Origin of the sequence: Microcystis sp. LE19-8.1F, assembly GCF_027531715.1 — a bacterium.
GTDB classification, from domain to species: domain Bacteria; phylum Cyanobacteriota; class Cyanobacteriia; order Cyanobacteriales; family Microcystaceae; genus Microcystis; species Microcystis wesenbergii_A.
In genome coordinates, this window is the sequence record NZ_JAPZSO010000252.1 from 1 (window position 1) to 16,108 (window position 16,108).

Annotated in this window: 14 protein-coding genes and 5 pseudogenes; 8 read left to right on the forward strand and 11 right to left on the reverse strand. The window is 45.2% G+C overall.

Going from position 1 to position 16,108, the window contains the following annotated elements:
• Window positions 1–135 precede the first annotated feature (135 nt).
• Window positions 136–522 (reverse strand): annotated as a pseudogene (locus O9334_RS22595) (hypothetical protein); the annotation flags it as partial.
• Between the two features lie 38 nt (window positions 523–560).
• Between O9334_RS22595 and O9334_RS22600 the strand changes: the two are divergent.
• A pseudogene (locus O9334_RS22600) lies at window positions 561–908 on the forward strand (hypothetical protein); the annotation flags it as partial.
• A gap of 2 nt (window positions 909–910) precedes the next feature.
• Here the strand turns inward: O9334_RS22600 and O9334_RS22605 are convergent.
• Window positions 911–1,165, reverse strand: a pseudogene (locus O9334_RS22605) (hypothetical protein); the annotation flags it as partial.
• A 528-nt stretch (window positions 1,166–1,693) separates the two neighbouring features.
• Between O9334_RS22605 and O9334_RS22610 the strand changes: the two are divergent.
• Window positions 1,694–2,206 (forward strand): hypothetical protein, encoded by a 513-nt coding sequence (locus tag O9334_RS22610; protein ID WP_190381163.1) that lies wholly within the window; start codon window positions 1,694–1,696, stop codon window positions 2,204–2,206.
• A 37-nt stretch (window positions 2,207–2,243) separates the two neighbouring features.
• Here the strand turns inward: O9334_RS22610 and patR are convergent, their stop codons facing one another.
• The gene (gene patR, locus O9334_RS22615) at window positions 2,244–3,116 is read right to left on the reverse strand and encodes a heterocyst master regulator PatR (RefSeq protein ID WP_045357446.1); all 873 of its coding nucleotides are present in this window, start codon (window positions 3,114–3,116) and stop codon (window positions 2,244–2,246) included.
• A gap of 274 nt (window positions 3,117–3,390) precedes the next feature.
• On the opposite strand from patR, the gene O9334_RS22620 reads away from it, so the two are divergent.
• A complete protein-coding gene (locus O9334_RS22620) occupies window positions 3,391–4,191 on the forward strand; it encodes a tetratricopeptide repeat protein (protein ID WP_045357448.1) in 801 nt (266 codons plus the stop codon).
• Between the two features lie 442 nt (window positions 4,192–4,633).
• Here the strand turns inward: O9334_RS22620 and O9334_RS22625 are convergent, their stop codons facing one another.
• The 4 genes and pseudogenes from O9334_RS22625 to O9334_RS22640 form a co-directional block, all read right to left on the reverse strand.
• Complete coding sequence (locus tag O9334_RS22625) at window positions 4,634–5,053, reverse strand: YraN family protein (protein WP_002762530.1); 420 nt, start codon at window positions 5,051–5,053, stop codon at window positions 4,634–4,636.
• 90 nt (window positions 5,054–5,143) lie between these two features.
• Window positions 5,144–5,500, reverse strand: a complete 357-nt coding sequence (locus O9334_RS22630) for a DUF3110 domain-containing protein (RefSeq protein WP_045357452.1) — start codon at window positions 5,498–5,500, stop codon at window positions 5,144–5,146.
• 79 nt (window positions 5,501–5,579) lie between these two features.
• On the reverse strand, window positions 5,580–6,035 hold the full coding sequence (locus tag O9334_RS22635) for a DUF2996 domain-containing protein (RefSeq protein ID WP_045357455.1): 456 nt from the start codon (window positions 6,033–6,035) through the stop codon (window positions 5,580–5,582).
• Window positions 6,036–6,389: 354 nt separating this feature from the next.
• Window positions 6,390–7,267: pseudogene (locus tag O9334_RS22640) on the reverse strand (IS630 transposase-related protein).
• Window positions 7,268–7,521: 254 nt separating this feature from the next.
• Here O9334_RS22640 and O9334_RS22645 point away from each other — a divergent pair.
• The 5 genes from O9334_RS22645 (at window position 7,522) to O9334_RS22665 (ending at window position 12,167) form a co-directional block, all read left to right on the forward strand.
• Window positions 7,522–9,390 (forward strand): cation:proton antiporter, encoded by a 1,869-nt coding sequence (locus O9334_RS22645; RefSeq protein ID WP_045357460.1) that lies wholly within the window; start codon window positions 7,522–7,524, stop codon window positions 9,388–9,390.
• Between the two features lie 109 nt (window positions 9,391–9,499).
• Complete coding sequence (locus O9334_RS22650; RefSeq protein WP_002761850.1) at window positions 9,500–9,754, forward strand: hypothetical protein; 255 nt, start codon at window positions 9,500–9,502, stop codon at window positions 9,752–9,754.
• On the forward strand, window positions 9,747–10,049 hold the full coding sequence (locus O9334_RS22655; protein WP_002761852.1) for a DUF3181 family protein: 303 nt from the start codon (window positions 9,747–9,749) through the stop codon (window positions 10,047–10,049). Before O9334_RS22650 ends, O9334_RS22655 begins: the two co-directional genes overlap by 8 nt.
• 212 nt (window positions 10,050–10,261) lie before the next feature.
• A complete protein-coding gene (gene ald, locus O9334_RS22660) occupies window positions 10,262–11,347 on the forward strand; it encodes an alanine dehydrogenase (protein WP_288002706.1) in 1,086 nt (361 codons plus the stop codon).
• 40 nt (window positions 11,348–11,387) lie between these two features.
• Window positions 11,388–12,167: an HNH endonuclease gene (locus O9334_RS22665; protein ID WP_288002701.1), complete on the forward strand. Its 780-nt coding sequence runs from the start codon at window positions 11,388–11,390 to the stop codon at window positions 12,165–12,167.
• A 125-nt stretch (window positions 12,168–12,292) separates the two neighbouring features.
• Here O9334_RS22665 and O9334_RS22670 read toward each other — a convergent pair whose 3' ends face one another.
• The 4 genes and pseudogenes from O9334_RS22670 to O9334_RS22685 form a co-directional block, all read right to left on the reverse strand.
• Window positions 12,293–12,631 (reverse strand): XisI protein, encoded by a 339-nt coding sequence (locus O9334_RS22670; RefSeq protein WP_012268251.1) that lies wholly within the window; start codon window positions 12,629–12,631, stop codon window positions 12,293–12,295.
• Window positions 12,616–13,035, reverse strand: a complete 420-nt coding sequence (locus tag O9334_RS22675) for an element excision factor XisH family protein (RefSeq protein ID WP_045357470.1) — start codon at window positions 13,033–13,035, stop codon at window positions 12,616–12,618. The genes O9334_RS22670 and O9334_RS22675 overlap by 16 nt, the downstream gene beginning before the upstream one ends.
• A gap of 100 nt (window positions 13,036–13,135) precedes the next feature.
• The gene (locus tag O9334_RS22680) at window positions 13,136–15,736 is read right to left on the reverse strand and encodes an ELWxxDGT repeat protein (RefSeq protein WP_288002703.1); all 2,601 of its coding nucleotides are present in this window, start codon (window positions 15,734–15,736) and stop codon (window positions 13,136–13,138) included.
• Between the two features lie 153 nt (window positions 15,737–15,889).
• Window positions 15,890–16,108, reverse strand: a pseudogene (locus tag O9334_RS22685) (IS701 family transposase); the annotation flags it as partial.

Consider the following 16,108-nt stretch of genomic DNA (forward strand, 5'->3'; position numbering starts at 1 on the left):
AGTCGATGGATATTTTTTCGGAACTTGCCCTTTCTTTGATACGCCTCAAACCCCAGAAAAACCCTTATTTCTCCAAAGGGTTAACGGCTATGAGCCTTATCAAGCAAGCTCTTTAACCTTTCTGTCACCCCTTGAGGTAAAAGTAATAACTTTGGCAATGTCCACCACCCCCACCCCCGCAGGAGTATAGAAACGATAACGGATCGCCGTCCCAGAAAATAAGGTTAAACCAATGGTATTACCAAGGGCATAACTGATAAAAGCAGTGCGGATAATAGTGCCTAAAGCTAAGGGATGCTTGATATAATAAAAACCTAGGCGATCATAACCCGTCATCGACAAATAACCCAAAGCCATCCAAAAAATAGCTTCTAGCTTACGACTTGTGGTAATATGATCCAAACTAGCCAAGAGTTGGGCAAAAGTGTAGTGTTTAAATTCTTGACTAATTGCCCAGACCGCTAGAATAAATAAACTCAAGGACAGGATAATCGGAACAAAACGCCAGATTTTTTTATACATCTTACTTTTTACGAATTACTTCTGACTAATTAAAATTAATGAGAAAATCAAAACTAGATTTAGCTAAACATTTAAACCGATCCCCAAAAAGAAAATATAATAAATTCCTGATCCCCTCCTTATCTTTAACAATTATTCTGGGTTTATCTTATCTAGTTTACACCAATCTTCCTTGGACTTTCCGTCTTTTTATCCCTTGGGTGACTAAAGGGGGTGATGTGGACATAGACAAAATTCCTGCCACATTTTATTCAGAACTTAATCAATTATGTTTGGTGGCTGATAGTGCGGGGGACGTAAAAACGAGAAACCATACAGAAATTGCTGAATCTCTTGGTCCATTTAAATGTACATTGATTAATGGTGGTCAAGAATGGTTAATAGAAATGCGGATAATAGTGCCTAAAGCTAAGAGATGATTGATATAATAAAAACCTAGGCGAGCATAACCCGTCATCGACAAATAACCCAAAGCCATCCAAAAAATAGCTTCTAGCTTATGACTTGTGGTAAGATGATTTAAACTAGCCAACAGTTGGGCAAAAGTGTAGTGTTTAAATTCTTGACTAATTGCCCAGACCGCTAGAATAAACAAACTCAAGGACAGGACAATCGGAGCAAAACGCAGGATTTTTTTATACATCTTATTCTTGACGAATTACTTCTGACTGAAAATTACTGGAAGCCTTAATAGAAAACGGTTTTGGGACTTTTTTAGCCCAAAAAGTGCAAGAAACAAACGTTGAGAAATCGAAATAGAGACTCAAAACCCTTGCACTTTCCAGATACCAGTGCGCGAGGCCATTCTGTTATTCTGACTTCCCCTCCTGACGACCGACTCCTGACGACCGACCCCGTTCGCCTGAGCGCCCGACAAAAGCTCACGCGGCGGTTCGACAGGCGGTTCGGCGGTTCGGCGGTTCGGCTGATCTCACCGTCGAAGCCTGAGCGTTCGACAAAAGCTCACGCGGCTCGACTGAGCTCGCCGAACGTCCGAAGTCTCACCGTCGAAGCCTCACCGTCCGCTCGACTGAGCGTTCGACAAAAGCTCACGCGGCTCGACTGAGCTCGCCGAACGTCCGAAGTCTCGCCGAACGTCCGAAGTCTCACGGCCGAAGCCTGACTCCTAACCCCACCAACAAACTTTTTCAGCAAACCCTAATTAAAATTCATGAGAAAATCAAAGCTAGATTTAGCTAAACATTTAAATCGCTACCAAAAAAAGAAATATAATAAATTCCTGATTTCCTCCTTATATTTAACAATTATTCTGGGTTTATCTTATTTATCTTATCTAGTTTACCTCAATCTTCCTTGGTCTTTCCATCTTTTTATGCGTTGGGTGACTAAAGGGGGTGATTTAGACAAAATTCCTGCCAAATTTTATGCAGAACTTAATCAATTGTGTTTGAGGGCAGATAGTGCGGGGAAAGTAAAAACGAGAAACTATACAGAAAATCCAGAAATTGCCGAATCTCTTGGTACATTTAGATGTACTTTAGTTAATGGTGGTCAAGAATGGTTAATAGAAGATTATAAATCTTTCAATTCTGCCGATGAAGCGATTTTAGGCACTGAGTTAGCGGTTTTTATCGCCGAGATTTTGGGAACAGATTATAGTTATAACATTCGCGCTTATATTCCCAATACTAACTATCAAGTAACTCCCAAAACCAAGTCCTAGACTAGGGATGGGTTTCTCACCCATCCTTAGAAAAAAATTAGTTTTCCGATACGGGTTTGGGTCGGGAAGGCCGAGGGATAGGGGATTGTCCGGGGGGAAAAGGTCGCTTTTCTCCTTCCCCTTCCGGTCGAGAATATCTATCGGCCGAGGGACGACGATTTTTATCAAAAGGCTTTTTAAAACCTCCCTTACCCGTCGGTTTTTTCTTGCTGGCAAAACCTAGGTCTAAACCTTCCAAAATAGTTAAGGCATCCCCTTTAAGTTGTACCTGAAAATCCCAAAAACGACTGACCGGTTTACTGGGTAAAGTACCGCGCAATTTTAGTTTAAAAAACTTGGGTTTTTCCGCTTCAGTTTTAGGCATTTGTCGGATTTTGACCACTACCGCTTGATTTTCCCGTTCGGTAAAGATGACTTCGCCTCGAATCGAGAAATAACCTGGGGTAGAAGCGAGGAGAGGTTCTATCTCTCGATCATCCTCTTTTTTCAGGGTTGCTGGCTCCCAAACACCGACAATCTGAACATGAAGGGCATCATTTTCCTGACGGGTGCGCGGATAAACCACCCACAGATGGGGTTTTTCCAGATCGAGATGATTTTTGACCAAACTGATCACCCGACCGAGAATCACAGAATCGATCAGAGTACCATCGGCAGTTAAAATATTGCCTTTAGTTAATTGTTCCTCCGATCGCTGATAATGGCCATAGACGAGACCGATCGCCCGATACTGCCGCAGATGACTGGGAGGGGGGATCGGTTGTTGACGTTTGACTTCTGCGGGGGTGGCTGACTCTACGGCTAAATCAGCCTCAGTATGGGGGGATTCAAGGGGGACTTCCTGAATTTCCACTTCAGGAGTCGGGGGGGTTTTCGGTGATTCGGTAAACCGATTCCCAGTACGATTCATATCACACTCCTAGCGGCGGAGACACATAGTAAATTAGTAATCAAGCAAGTCAAAAGCGCGATCTGGGGGGTTACAATAACCCTCTAGGGCGACTCTACTGGCATCTAATATATTAAGAACCATGATCTTTTGACTGTCAACCTAGTCAAAACCCTTTTGAGTCTTGACTGTTTGCCCATTGTACTCAATAAAGAGCGGCGAATTCGATCGATCCCCTAATCAAATCTCTAGATTTCCATAACATTTTCCTGTCTGTCCCCTCGCACCCCAGTCTATGAAAGCTTCTCTCTCTCAACGTCGTTGGCTGTCCATCGGTCTCGTCCTGATGTTATTTGCTTTGCTGTCTTTCTCGATCATGCCGCTATTGACTTCTATTCTCCAGAGTCAGCACTCCTCGGACCAGAGTCATCTGTCCGCAGTGGAACAAGAGAAATTAGCCAGTCAAGCCCTGGGTTATCAGATGGTTTTAGAGCGTGAACCCGATAATCAGACGGCTTTGCGGGGATTATTAGATACTCGCTTACAGCAGGGCGATTTAAAGCAAGCGATCGAACCTTTAGAAAAATTAGCGCAACTTAACCCCCAACAATCCGATTATCTACTACTTTTGGCAGAAGCGAAACAGCAAATAGAGGATTATTCAGGAGCCACGGGCAGTTATCGCGCCCTTTTAGCCTCCCATCCCCAAGATCTACGGGCCTTAACTGGATTAACTAATTTATTTCTCAGCCAAAACCGCCATATCGAGGCGATTAGTCTGGTCAAAGACACGATTGATCGCGCTTTAAAAGCTGCTGCCGATCCTAATAATCCTGCTAGTTTAATCGATATCGTTTCCGTTCAGTTACTTTTAGGCAAAATCTATTTCGAGCAGCAAAATTATCCGGAAGCTTTAAAAGCCTATAAACAAGCTCAACAGATGGATGTGAACGATTTCCGACCGATTTTAGCGGCGGCGATCGTACTGAAAGAACAGGGTAAAAATCAAGAGGCTCAACCCCTCTTTCAAGATGCTCTCAGTCGCGCTCCTTTTGCCTACAAAGAGGAAATTCAGTCCCTAATCAGTAATCAGTAATCACACCCCACACCCCATAGTTTTGTAACGGCAATTTTTACTAAAAATCAATAAGTGTAAACTTTAATCACAAGCTCGATCGAGTCCCGACAAAGGTGTTATATTAAAAACATAAGGCACAAGGGAAGCGACTCAACTTCCTTTCAGGCAAAAAGACCTAGAGCCTGTGCCACCTGCTCTAGCTCAACGCAACAGCTAAATCGGACGCAGATTCTCGAAGTTTGTAAAGTAAAGTATGGTTTCGCCTCTGTTGCTCGATATAGGACAGATGGAGTGATCCGTAATCAGCACCTGAGTCGGTAAACTGAGAAATCTTGATAGTTGACAGATAGACTGTTGTGGGTTCCGTAAACCTTTATTATGTTGAGTCCGTTAATTTTTTAGGAGTCCATATCGTTTGTACAAGATGAAGCCCGCCTCCCTAGGCGGGCCTATTGTGTTTTTAGAAAACCGCCACGAGATATTCCTGTAACTGCAATTGATAACCTGCCTGTAGCTGACAGGGATAATCAAGGGAAAACTCAGGTAAAGCTAATAGAGAACTTTTTTGACAACTAACTAACGCCACATCGAAGCGACAGCTTAAATCAGACCATTGGGGATAAAAGGCGAGAAATATCTGGGCAGCTCCGTAAATTTTCCCTTGTTTACGGTCATTGATCGCTAATTTGCCCCCTAAATCCCAATTGCCAGCACTGCGGGTTTTCACCTCGACGAAAGCGAGAGTCGCTTGGGATTTAGACAAGACGATTAAATCGATTTCACCGCCAGCACTACGCCAACGACGCTGGAGGATATGCCATTGCTGTAATTGCAACCAATCCGCCACCAAATTTTCGCCCAATTCCCCCACGGTTGTCATATTCAGTTATCAGTTATCAGTGAACAATATTGATTTACTATCCTGTCTTCTGACTCCAAACTACTGATTACTGTTCACTGAATCACTGGATTACAAAAGTCCTTCTAGACGACGACGGATGCTGTCTAACTCCGCATCGGGAATCTCGGAAAACTCCTCTTTTTGCCAATCCAACTCCTCGGCATTGCTTTCGGGGGGAATTACCAACATACCCGCTTCAATCATTTCCGCTTGATAGCCAGCGCCGCGACAAAATTCTGCCACTTCCTCCGAATCAATTTTCTCTACCGTGGGAGTCGGAAAATCCTGTGCCTCTAACAGCAGCGCATAGCGGGTGGCATCATCTTCTGATTCAAACATCAACACCTTATTGATAGCTCCCATTTGAATCGTGTGGATACCTTCGTTTTCTGTGCCTGCGTTAAAAAGTAGTACAAATACACGCATAATTACTATTAGCGATCGATAAGCGGTGGTCGTCTATACTCATTTTACCCCCCTTCTCGATCGCTAATCCTCAGCAATTTTAGTTTCTCGTCAACCACTTTTGACCGTTAAGCCGTTGCAGGGTGTAAAACAACAGTAAATCAAGACTAACTTTCCTTTCATCGATCATAAATGATTCAAGGGTACTAGGTTGAGCGCCGCCCTCAGCTTGCGAAAAAGCCTTTTTACCATTGATGTCTTCTTCCCAAAAATAAATGCTAAATTGACGCATTCCATCGAGCCAATTGCCAGTTAACTGCCAACAGGGAGAGCTAGAAAAGCCCTGCACGGAAATTTTATCCTGTTTAAAGGACAGCTTTATATCAGTTATACCCAGCTTTTGCAAAGCTGCCGCCAGTGCCGGCTGAAAATGCTGCTCAATAAATTCAGCAAAGGGTTTTTCCTCGACGGTAGGCTCCTTGGGTTTTTTAGCAGCCGCAGGTTGAGCCGGTTTTGCTGCTGCTGGAGTTGCGGGGGTGGTGGTTTCTTCTGCCATAGGAATTAATCAGGAATGGGTAGGTAGCTACAATTATATTTTCTCGTGGGTTATCAGTTATCAGCTTTTTAGCCGTCAGACTTCGGCGTGAGCTTTTGTCGAAGGCTTTTTTCTCCCCTCTCCCTTCTCCCCAACCCCAACCCCCAACCCCTAACCCCTAACACCCATCTCTCCAACCAATCCCTCACTGATAACTCAACCGAATCTAAACTCAGGCTGAGGAAGCCTCAACCAGTTGAAAACCAAGAGCTTGCGCCTTGTTCGAGAGATTGTTGATTAGCCGTTGACGATACTGTTGTTCGTAATAATCTGCCCCCAGATCTTGATCTAGTTATTTCAAATAAGAACGAGACACTAAGTAACACAATAAGTACGAATAATTTCATCAAGGGGTGTACCCAAAGGAGCATAGATTCTGGCTCTCTTTAATGCACTAAAATCATGTTCGATATCATTTAAATCAGGAGAATATTTTGGCAAAAACACTACCTGATGACCTGCTTCCTCTACCAGGCGTTCGGCGAGATCAGCCGAGCCGTTGTCTAATGACTGTCTTCCGATGAATTGGTGCCTTATCCATAATTAATACTGATGTTATGGGCGCGAGAGGGCAATAAATATAAAGATAACCACCCTTCAAAACCTTCGGCATTCAGGCTTCTCGTCAATACCATCGGTGCAATAAAGTCTTTTTTTCCCTTTCTTCTCCCAGCGACAAGGTTCTCTCTTTTTCCTCGTTTTCCTTGTCTATCTCCCCAGACTTTCTTCCATTTTTGTGCATCGGGCATAAAAACAGGCTTGAAATCCTTCAAACCCTGACTCATCAATAAATACAAGGCTTTCACTTCCATATATTTTAATCAATTTCCTCAGCAATCTGTAGTATTTTATTCTTTCTTCTCAGTTTCTTTCTCTATAACGAAGTTACTTCTTTTTTCTGGTGACTTTCATTTTCTTTAAGGCCTAGCAAATAGCCCTTGGTCTGACTCCAAACTTCTCGGCTCTGTCTCTTAATCTTGCATCGGGATTTTCTTGGACATCTTTTGACAGTGCTTTCCAGTCCAGCTTTCTCTGACGGTGTTTTACCTTTGTTGCTTCCAGTTTTTCGCTACGAACGCCATCTATATATTGTGGCTCTTCCTATATTAAATAGAGCGGCGGCTTTGGTTATGCTTCCTCCATTCTCTACATAATCAATTACTTTTTTTTCTCAAGTCTAGGCTATAGGACATTTTTCTGTATGGGTTGCTTGTTTCTCCTTATTTTACCCTATTTTTTACTTGTATCATACTTATTTGAAATGATTATAGCTTGTTTGATCTACCCGGAATCACCGCCGCAGAGAGCGCGGTGAGGATGTCAATACTCTACAAGATTGAGCGGGTATTTCCTCCCGACCGGGCCGGAGCGGGAATCAAAACTATAATTAGAATCATTAAACCCCAACCATAACCCCGCCTCGATAGCCGATAACCGATCGCTAAACATGGATCCATCTTTCGCCCTTACTCTGCAAATTGTCATCACTGTGGTGGCGGGGATTACAGCCCAAGTCATCGCCGAATACCTGAAAGTTCCCAGTATTGTTTTCCTGCTCATTTTTGGGATTGCTTTAGGGTCCGATGGTTGGGAAATTTTACAGCCCCAAAGTCTGGGAATTGGCTTAGAAGTCCTTGTTGCTCTCTCTGTGGCGATTATCCTATTTGAAGGCGGTTTAAGCTTAAGCGGACGAGAATTAGGGCGAGTTTCTGGCAGTTTACGCAATCTTGTCACCCTCGGTACTTCCATCACTCTCATCGGTGGCGGTATGGCAGCCCACTGGTTGGGGGAATTTCCCTGGCCGATCGCTTTTCTTTACGCTTCTTTAGTGGTAGTAACCGGTCCGACGGTGATCGGGCCTTTGCTGAAGCAAGTCGCCGTAGATCGACGGGTGGCGACGCTTCTGGAAGGGGAAGGGGTATTAATCGACCCTGTGGGCGCAATTTTAGCCGTAGTGGTGCTAAATACGATTATTGATAGTCATGCCCGCCCCATGGAAATTATCACCGGTTTAACCCTACGTTTAGGCATCGGGGCGGCGATCGGCATTGCTGGAGGCGGATTGTTAAGTTTTATTATAAAAACTTGCAATTTTTTGACTTTTGAGTTAAAGAATCTCGTGGTTTTAGCGGGAGTCTGGGGGTTATTTGGTTTATCGCAATTTAGTCGCAGTGAATCGGGGTTAATGGCGGTGGTAATGGCGGGAATTGTGCTAAAAGCGGCGGCAGTTCCCGATGAGCGGTTATTAAGACGTTTTAAGGGTCAATTAACGACTCTTTGCGTGTCGGTACTGTTTATTTTACTAGCGGCGGATCTTTCGATCGCCAGTGTGATCGCTTTGGGTTGGGGCAGCGTCCTGACGGTGTTAGTCTTGATGCTGGTGGTACGTCCCCTGAGTGTGGCTCTGTGTACCCTAAAAAGTGACCTAAATTGGCGACATAAGCTATTTATCGCTTGGGTTGCCCCTAGAGGAATCGTCTCTGCCTCCGTAGCTTCTTTATTTGCCATTTTACTCACCCGTGCCGGTATTAATGGCGGTGAAGCGATCAAAGCTTTAGTCTTTTTAACAATTTTAATGACCGTTTTTATTCAGGGATTAACGGCGCGGTGGGTGGCAAAAGGGCTAAAAATCACTTCTTCTGCGGCAACAGGGGCAGTAATCGTCGGTTGTAATCCCCTAGGTCGCTTAATCGGCTGTTTATTCCAAGAACAAGGAGAAAACGTGGTTTTAATCGATACGGATGCCAGGGCCTGTCAGCAAGCAAAAGAAGACGGTTTGACGGTGCTGCAGAGTAGCGCACTTGATACAAAAATACTGCAAGAAGCGGGCATCGAATCCATGGGGACTTTTCTGGTTTTGACTAATAATAGCGAGGTTAATCTGGTTTTAGCCCAAAGAGCCAGCGAGGAATTTCATCCTCCCCGGTTGTTGGCTGCCTTTGCGGGAACCCCTAACCCAGATAAAAATAAGGTTAATCAGGTTTTTCTCCCTAGTTTTTCGGTCAAGGAATGGAATCAGTATTTAGACGATAATCAGATTAAATTGGGTAAAACTATCTTTAAAGCCGATGATTTGAGCGAACAACAAACCAGATTGACTAAATTAATTGAAAATGGCGAACTGCTGCCCCTACTATTGCGTCGCGATAATTCCCTACAGGTAGTCACAGAAAGGGAAGAATGGCGCACAGGAGACGAATTAATCTATATTCTGCGCGATTTACGCCCACAACTGCTTAAACGTCTTTCCGGCACTGTCAGAACCCGTTTATCTTTAGAAATCTTACCCGAAGTGGAAATCGCCACCAGTAGATAAGTGATAGGACAAAATTAACTTCTTGGTGAGGATAGGCACTCTGGCAACTTAAACTTAGCCAAAAAAAACGGTACACTGATAACTGATAATTGACAACTGATCACTGCTTATGCCTCCCCGTTGGCCCCGTCAACCCGATCGCAAAAACGATCCCGCTTTCCGACGTTTAGATGATCGCATGAATTTCGCCGTTCATGTAGCGGGTTTTTTAGCGATTAATTCAGGGTTGTGGTTTTTTCATATCATTAAATTTTCCGATTGGACTTGGTTAAATCTGTTCACGGGAATTTGGGCTATTCTATTGGTGGGACATTTGATTTATATAGCGGCGATCGCTAACTACTCGGTAACATCCCATGGCTAACACAACTCAGGACATCGAAAATCTGGCGGCCCAAATCGGCGACAATATCTACATTGACGTGGCTAAATGGCATCTCTATCTCCGGGAAGCACATTTACACAGCGTCGTTGCCGAAAAAGTCTTCCCTTTGCTCGAAAACGACAGCTTAAGCGAGAATGCAGTCATGTCTATCCTGCGGGAGATTAAAGTCACCCTCGGAGGAGGTCATCTGCAAGTTTCTCTAGCGGATTTGTTACCCAGCAAATGTCAGATAGATTTAATCGATTTGCTGGAAGAATACCAAAAAAGTCGCTAAAATTCCCCAATACTATGCCTGATAACTCGCAGACTAGGACTAACAGGCTAAAGTAGTTATACCATTTTTCATAAGTAATGGCAGAGATGGTTAATCGCCCTCACCCCTAACCCCCCACCCCCCCAACCCCCCGACATCGGGGGGCAAGGGTAGAAGATACCTGCCAAGAATAAAGAAAAATGGTATTAGAAATAGTCCCCCAGAAGCAAACCATGGAAATAGGTGTCCCCAAAGAGATTAAAGATCAGGAGTTTCGCGTCGGTTTGAGTCCTAGTAGTGTGCGTGTACTCAATGATCGCGGTCATAGGGTATTTGTGGAAACGGCCGCCGGGTTGGGCGCCGGATTCAGCGATGAGGATTACCAAAAAGCCGGGGGCAAAATTGTGGAAAAAGCGGCCCAAGTTTGGGATAAACCGCTAATTGTTAAGGTAAAAGAGCCGCTTAAGGCAGAATACGGCTTTTTAAACAAGGAAGCTCTCCTATTCACCTATTTACACCTAGCGGCCGAGCGCTATTTAACGGAAGCATTAATCGAGTCTGGAACAACTGCGATCGCTTATGAAACGGTCGAGCTTGCCGATGGTCGCTTGCCTCTCTTAACTCCCATGAGTGTTATTGCCGGTCGTCTTTCGGTACAATTTGGGGCCCGCTATCTGGAAAAACAACAGGGAGGTAGGGGAGTTTTACTGGGGGGTTTCCCCGGGGTGAGTCCTGGACAAGTGGTTATCCTTGGCGGTGGTGTGGTGGGTACGGAAGCGGCCAGAATTGCCATCGGTATGGGGGCAAAAGTAACTATTTTAGATATTAACGTCGAGCGCTTGGCCTATTTAGAAACTTTATTCGGTTCGCGGGTAGAATTGCTTTATAGTAGCCCGGCACAATTAGAAAATGTGGTTCCTAAGGCCGATTTATTGATTGGGGCAGTGCTAGTCTTAGGAAAACGAGCGCCGACGCTGGTTTCTCGCTCTTTAGTCGCCAAAATGAACCCTGGTTCCGTAATTGTCGATGTGGCAGTGGACCAAGGGGGCTGCGTGGAAACCCTGCGGGCCACTTCCCACAGTCAACCGACTTACCTGGAGTCGGGAGTAGTACATTATGGAGTGCCTAATATGCCTGGAGCAGTACCCTGGACGGCAACCCAAGCTTTAAATAATAGTACCCTACCCTACGTTATTAAATTAGCCGACCATGGGTTAAAAGCCTTGGATCAAGATGTTTCCCTCGCTAAGGGGTTAAATGTCGCCAATCATCGGTTAATTCATCCAGCAGTGCGCGAAGTTTTTCCCGATTTGATTTGAGCAGTAATTTCAGGGCTGATGGTGGTATTTTCCAAGAGCTATGACTAAGAATTTATGGACAAGGGATGAGCTGCTGATCGCTCTCAATTTATACTATAAATTTCCCTATGGACAATTCCACACCAATAATCCTGTTATTATCGAAGTCGCTGAAAAGTTACAGCGAACACCATCGGCCCTGGTGATGAAATTATGTAATTTTGGTTCTCTCGATACCAGGCATCAATTGCGAGGAGTACAGGGGTTAAAAGGTATCAGTAAAGCTGATCGACAAATCTGGCAGGAGTTCGAGGATAAATGGACAGAATTAGCCCTAGAAAGTGAGGAAAAATTACAGGTTCTTTTAGGAGGTATCAACGAACAGCAAGAGGATTTTACTAGACTTGATTTTTCGGAAAAGATCAAAACAGAAACCGAGGCAATCAGAAAAGTTAGAATCGGACAAAACTTTTTCAGAAAGACAATTTTAGCCCTATATAACTATCGTTGCTGTATTACAGGAAATCCCATTCCTCTCTTACTAACAGCTAGTCATATATTACCCTGGAGTCAATTTCCCGAACAGCGTTTAAACCCTCATAATGGTCTGTGCCTAGCTCGTACTCATGATACTGCGTTTGATCGAGGTTTAATTAGTTTCGATGAGGATTTAAGATTAATTATTGGCCATGAGATCGAAAAAAAGGCTCAGGATCAAGGTAGCGAGACGTTAGAACTAAATTTTATCAACTATCGCGGTAAAACTTTAAATGTTCCCGCTCGCTTTTCACCAGATTTGGATTTTTTAAACTATCATCGCTATCATATATTTCAGGGCTAAAAATAGTATAAGGTCAATTAAATTATCAATTGAATTACTTTGTTTATAATTGAGTTTGTCTAAACCACTTTTGCAATTTCAGCTTGTGTATAAAGTTTTATGTACAGATTCAACATTTCTGGTCACTAAGCCACAGCAAATCCCGTATATTTGCGTACTTTAGGATAACGAAAGCCGAGTACTATATCTTCTTTGGGAATACCTGCCTCCATCAAATCAGTAGCTATACCTTCCTCCGTTTCATCACATTGAATCCAGACTTTATCGACAACCAAGCTAAGGTGAATTGGTGTTGCATGGAGATACTTATTACCACTCCAACCGAAATCTAAAACTAGATAATGTCCTCGTTCATCATCAAATATAACCTGAGAAGTGTAGCCATCAGGTAAGGTAGCACGATAGTTAGCATGATTCTGGAGAACAGTCTTAATAATACCTTGATATTTTAATCGGGTATCCATTGCATGATTACCTCACTTTCATCATCAAAGACAATTAGTTTCACAATCTGGTTCTTTAGCAATACCTGCCCTAATTCTATACTAAAAACACTGTTAAAAGTTGGCTGAGATATGGCCAGATAAAGAACTCGCTCAACCTTCATCTCGTTAAGGATTTGACGATACAAGACGTACTGCCCTAAAGCTTGCTGTAAATCCTTTACGTCAGACTGTCCTACAAAGCTTTTCACTTCAACGACAATTTTCCGCAATTCTTTCTCCGCACTGATTAAGCGTTCTGCTCCCAAATCAGCGGATAAACGCTTCTTGCCAATTTGAAGTGGAAAAGGATCGTGAGTGATTGCCCACCCGTCCTTCTCTAAAGCAAGTTTTACAGTGTCGTGGTAAATATCTCTTGCAGACACAAAAATTCAGACGATAAATACTCTCATCACCAGTATAGCCAATTTTTCTGTTCTAAACAGAGAAAAATATTAAAAGGGGAGAATTAATCCCCCCATTAATTTAGACAAAGAAACTATTGACCGCAATAGTACCGAGCGCCGGGAAAGTACCCGTTAACCCAGTCAGATTAATCACCAAATCATTAGCACTTTGGAAACCCGCCGTACCGTCGTTGATAATTAGGTAAGTAGAAGAACTATTGTCCCGCACTAAAACAGCACTGTTAATTCCGAGAGCTTGATTTCCGGCTGTTGCCCCATTAGCATCGGTAAAGACGTTAGTAACAATGGTGTTAATATTGGTCGTGGTGCTATCTGCGGCCCGGGTAAAAGCGACCGGGGCATTAATGGCCGCACCAGCTTGACTAAGCAGGTCAATTTTATCAGTACCAATGGCAAAATCCGTAACTCGGTCTAGGGCTGTCGAGGTGGACTGACTAAATTGGAAGATGAAGATGTCTGTCCCCACCCCACCGGTTAAAGTATCGATTCCAGCAGCACCATTGAGGCTATTATTGCCACTATTCCCTGTAATCTGGTTATTTAAGCCATTACCCGTGCCATTAAAATTACCAGTACCAGTGAGAAGGAGATTTTCCACGTTGTCAGGAAGGGTATAGGAAATGGAAGCTTGCACGGTATCGGTTCCCTGGTTGAGAGCTTCAATGACCAAATCCCCGGCATCATTTACCGTATAAGTATCGTTACCATCTAATCCAGTCAGGGCATCTGCTCCAGAGGTTCCCGCAAGGGTGTCCGGACCAGAAATACCGATAAAGTCATCATTATTGATAGTTCCCGTAGCAGTAGCGGTGGTAATAGTAGCGCCGTTGGTGGCATTGGAGAGGGTGACAGTAAAGGTTTCGTTCAGTTCTACCGTTGTATCTCCCTGGACGTTAACGGTAATTACTTTTGAGGTTTCCCCCGCCGCAAAACTCACTACCCCACTGGGTAACACGGACCCGACAAAATCAGTGGCATTGGCGGGATTGGTTCCGCTGCCGGTAACTGCCCAGTTGACGTTATTGCTTCCGGTGGTATTAACCGCACGAGTGACGGTGAAGGTGAAGGCTTTACTGCCACTGTTGCCCTCGGTTTGATTGGCACTGGTGGCGGCAATGGCGAGGGTGGGGATTGCGGGGGTACCCACATTTAAGGCCCATAACTCCCGACCGTTCACGCCGTCATCGGCAGTGAAGTACAGGGTGCTGCCCACTACTCTCAGGTTTTGGGGGTTGGAGCCAGAGGCACCGGGGCGGATGTCGCCTACCAGAACCGTACCGGCCGCCGTGCCGTCGCTCTTCCACAATTCCTCACCGTTCACGCCGTCATCGGCAGTGAAGTACAGGGTGCTGCCCACTACTCTCAGGTTTTGGGGGTTGGAGCTAGAGGCACCGGGGCGGATATCTTTGACCAGAACCGTACCGGCCGCCGTGCCGTCGCTTTTCCACAATTCATAACCGTTCACGCCGTCATCGGCAGTGAAGTACAGGGTGTTGCCCACCGCCGTCAGATTGCGGAGGTTGGAGCTAGAGGCACCGGGGCGGATATCTTTGACCAGAACCGTACCGGCCGCCGTGCCGTCGCTTTTCCACAATTCATAACCGTTCACGCCGTCATTGGCCCGGAAGAAGAGGGTGTTGCCCGCTGCCGTTAGATAGCGGGGGTAGGAGCCCCCCGAACCGGGGCGGATATCTTTGACCAGAACCGTACCGGCCGCCGTGCCGTCGCTCTTCCATAATTCCTGACCGTTAAAGCCGTCATTGGACCGGAAGAACAGGGTGTTGCCCACCGCCGTTAGATAGTAGGGGCTGGAGCCCCCCGAACCGAGGCGGATGTCTTTGACCAAAACCGTACCCGCCGCCGTGCCGTCGCTCTTCCACAGTTCAGTGCCGTTAACGCCGTCATTGGCCCGAAAGAACAGGGTGTTGCCCACCACCGTTAGATAGCCGGGGGAGGAACCAGATAAACCGGGGAAGATATCTTTAACTAAAAAAGGAACGGAGTCGTCGTCAACAATAGTCACGGTTGCCGTAGATGGAGTGCCGAGAGTAGCGCCGTTGGTGGGATTAGAGAGGGTGACAGTAAAGGTTTCGTTCAGTTCTACCGTTGTATCTCCCTGGACGTTAACAGTAATTACTTTTGAGGTTTCCCCCGCCGCAAAACTCACTACCCCACTGGGTAACACGGACCCGACAAAATCAGTGGCATTGGCGGGATTGCTGCCAGTGCCGGTAACTGCCCAGTTGACGTTATTGCTTCCGGTGGTGTTATCCGCACGAGTGACGGTGAAGGTGAAGGCTTTACTGCCACTGTTGCCCTCGGTTTGGTTGGCACTGGTGGCGGCAATGGCGAGGGTGGGAATTGCGAGCGTACTCACATTTAAGGCCCACAATTCATCATTGTTCACGCCGTCATTGGCCCGGAAGTACAGGGTGCTGTCCACCACCGTCAGATTGCGGGGGTAGGAGCCAGAGGCGCCGAAGCGGATGTCGGCCACCAGAACCCTACCGGCCGCCGTGCCGTCGCTTTTCCATAATTCAAGACCGTTCACGCCGTCAAAGGCATTGAAGAACAGGGTATTGCCCACCGCCGTTAGATTTTGGGGGAAGGAGCTATAGAAACCGGGGAAGATATCCTTAACTAAAAAAGGAGTTGACATGATTTTTTCCTCAATAAAGGGTGAAAATTAAACAGTTAAGTAGTCGTGCAAAATAAATTTCCTAGTGAAGAAAGGCACTCATGCAAGAGGCAAGAGGCAAGGGGGGGGTTAGATTTGTGTAATTAATTTTGCTTAGTGGGACTTAAACAAATTTTAAGCCCAAACAAGACCTAAACTGGCTTTGTAAGCGGCAAACACATCCAGATTCTCGGTCAGCCACTTAAAGAAGCGGAAAGACATCGCTGTCCGAAAAGCTTCCAAGGCTTCCACAAAAGTGTTTAAAGGTCGATTCGCCCACCGCCTTTGCAATCCCCCAGTTAACTTATGCCACAAGATAAATGTATAGGCACAAAACCCCAAGATAAAATGACG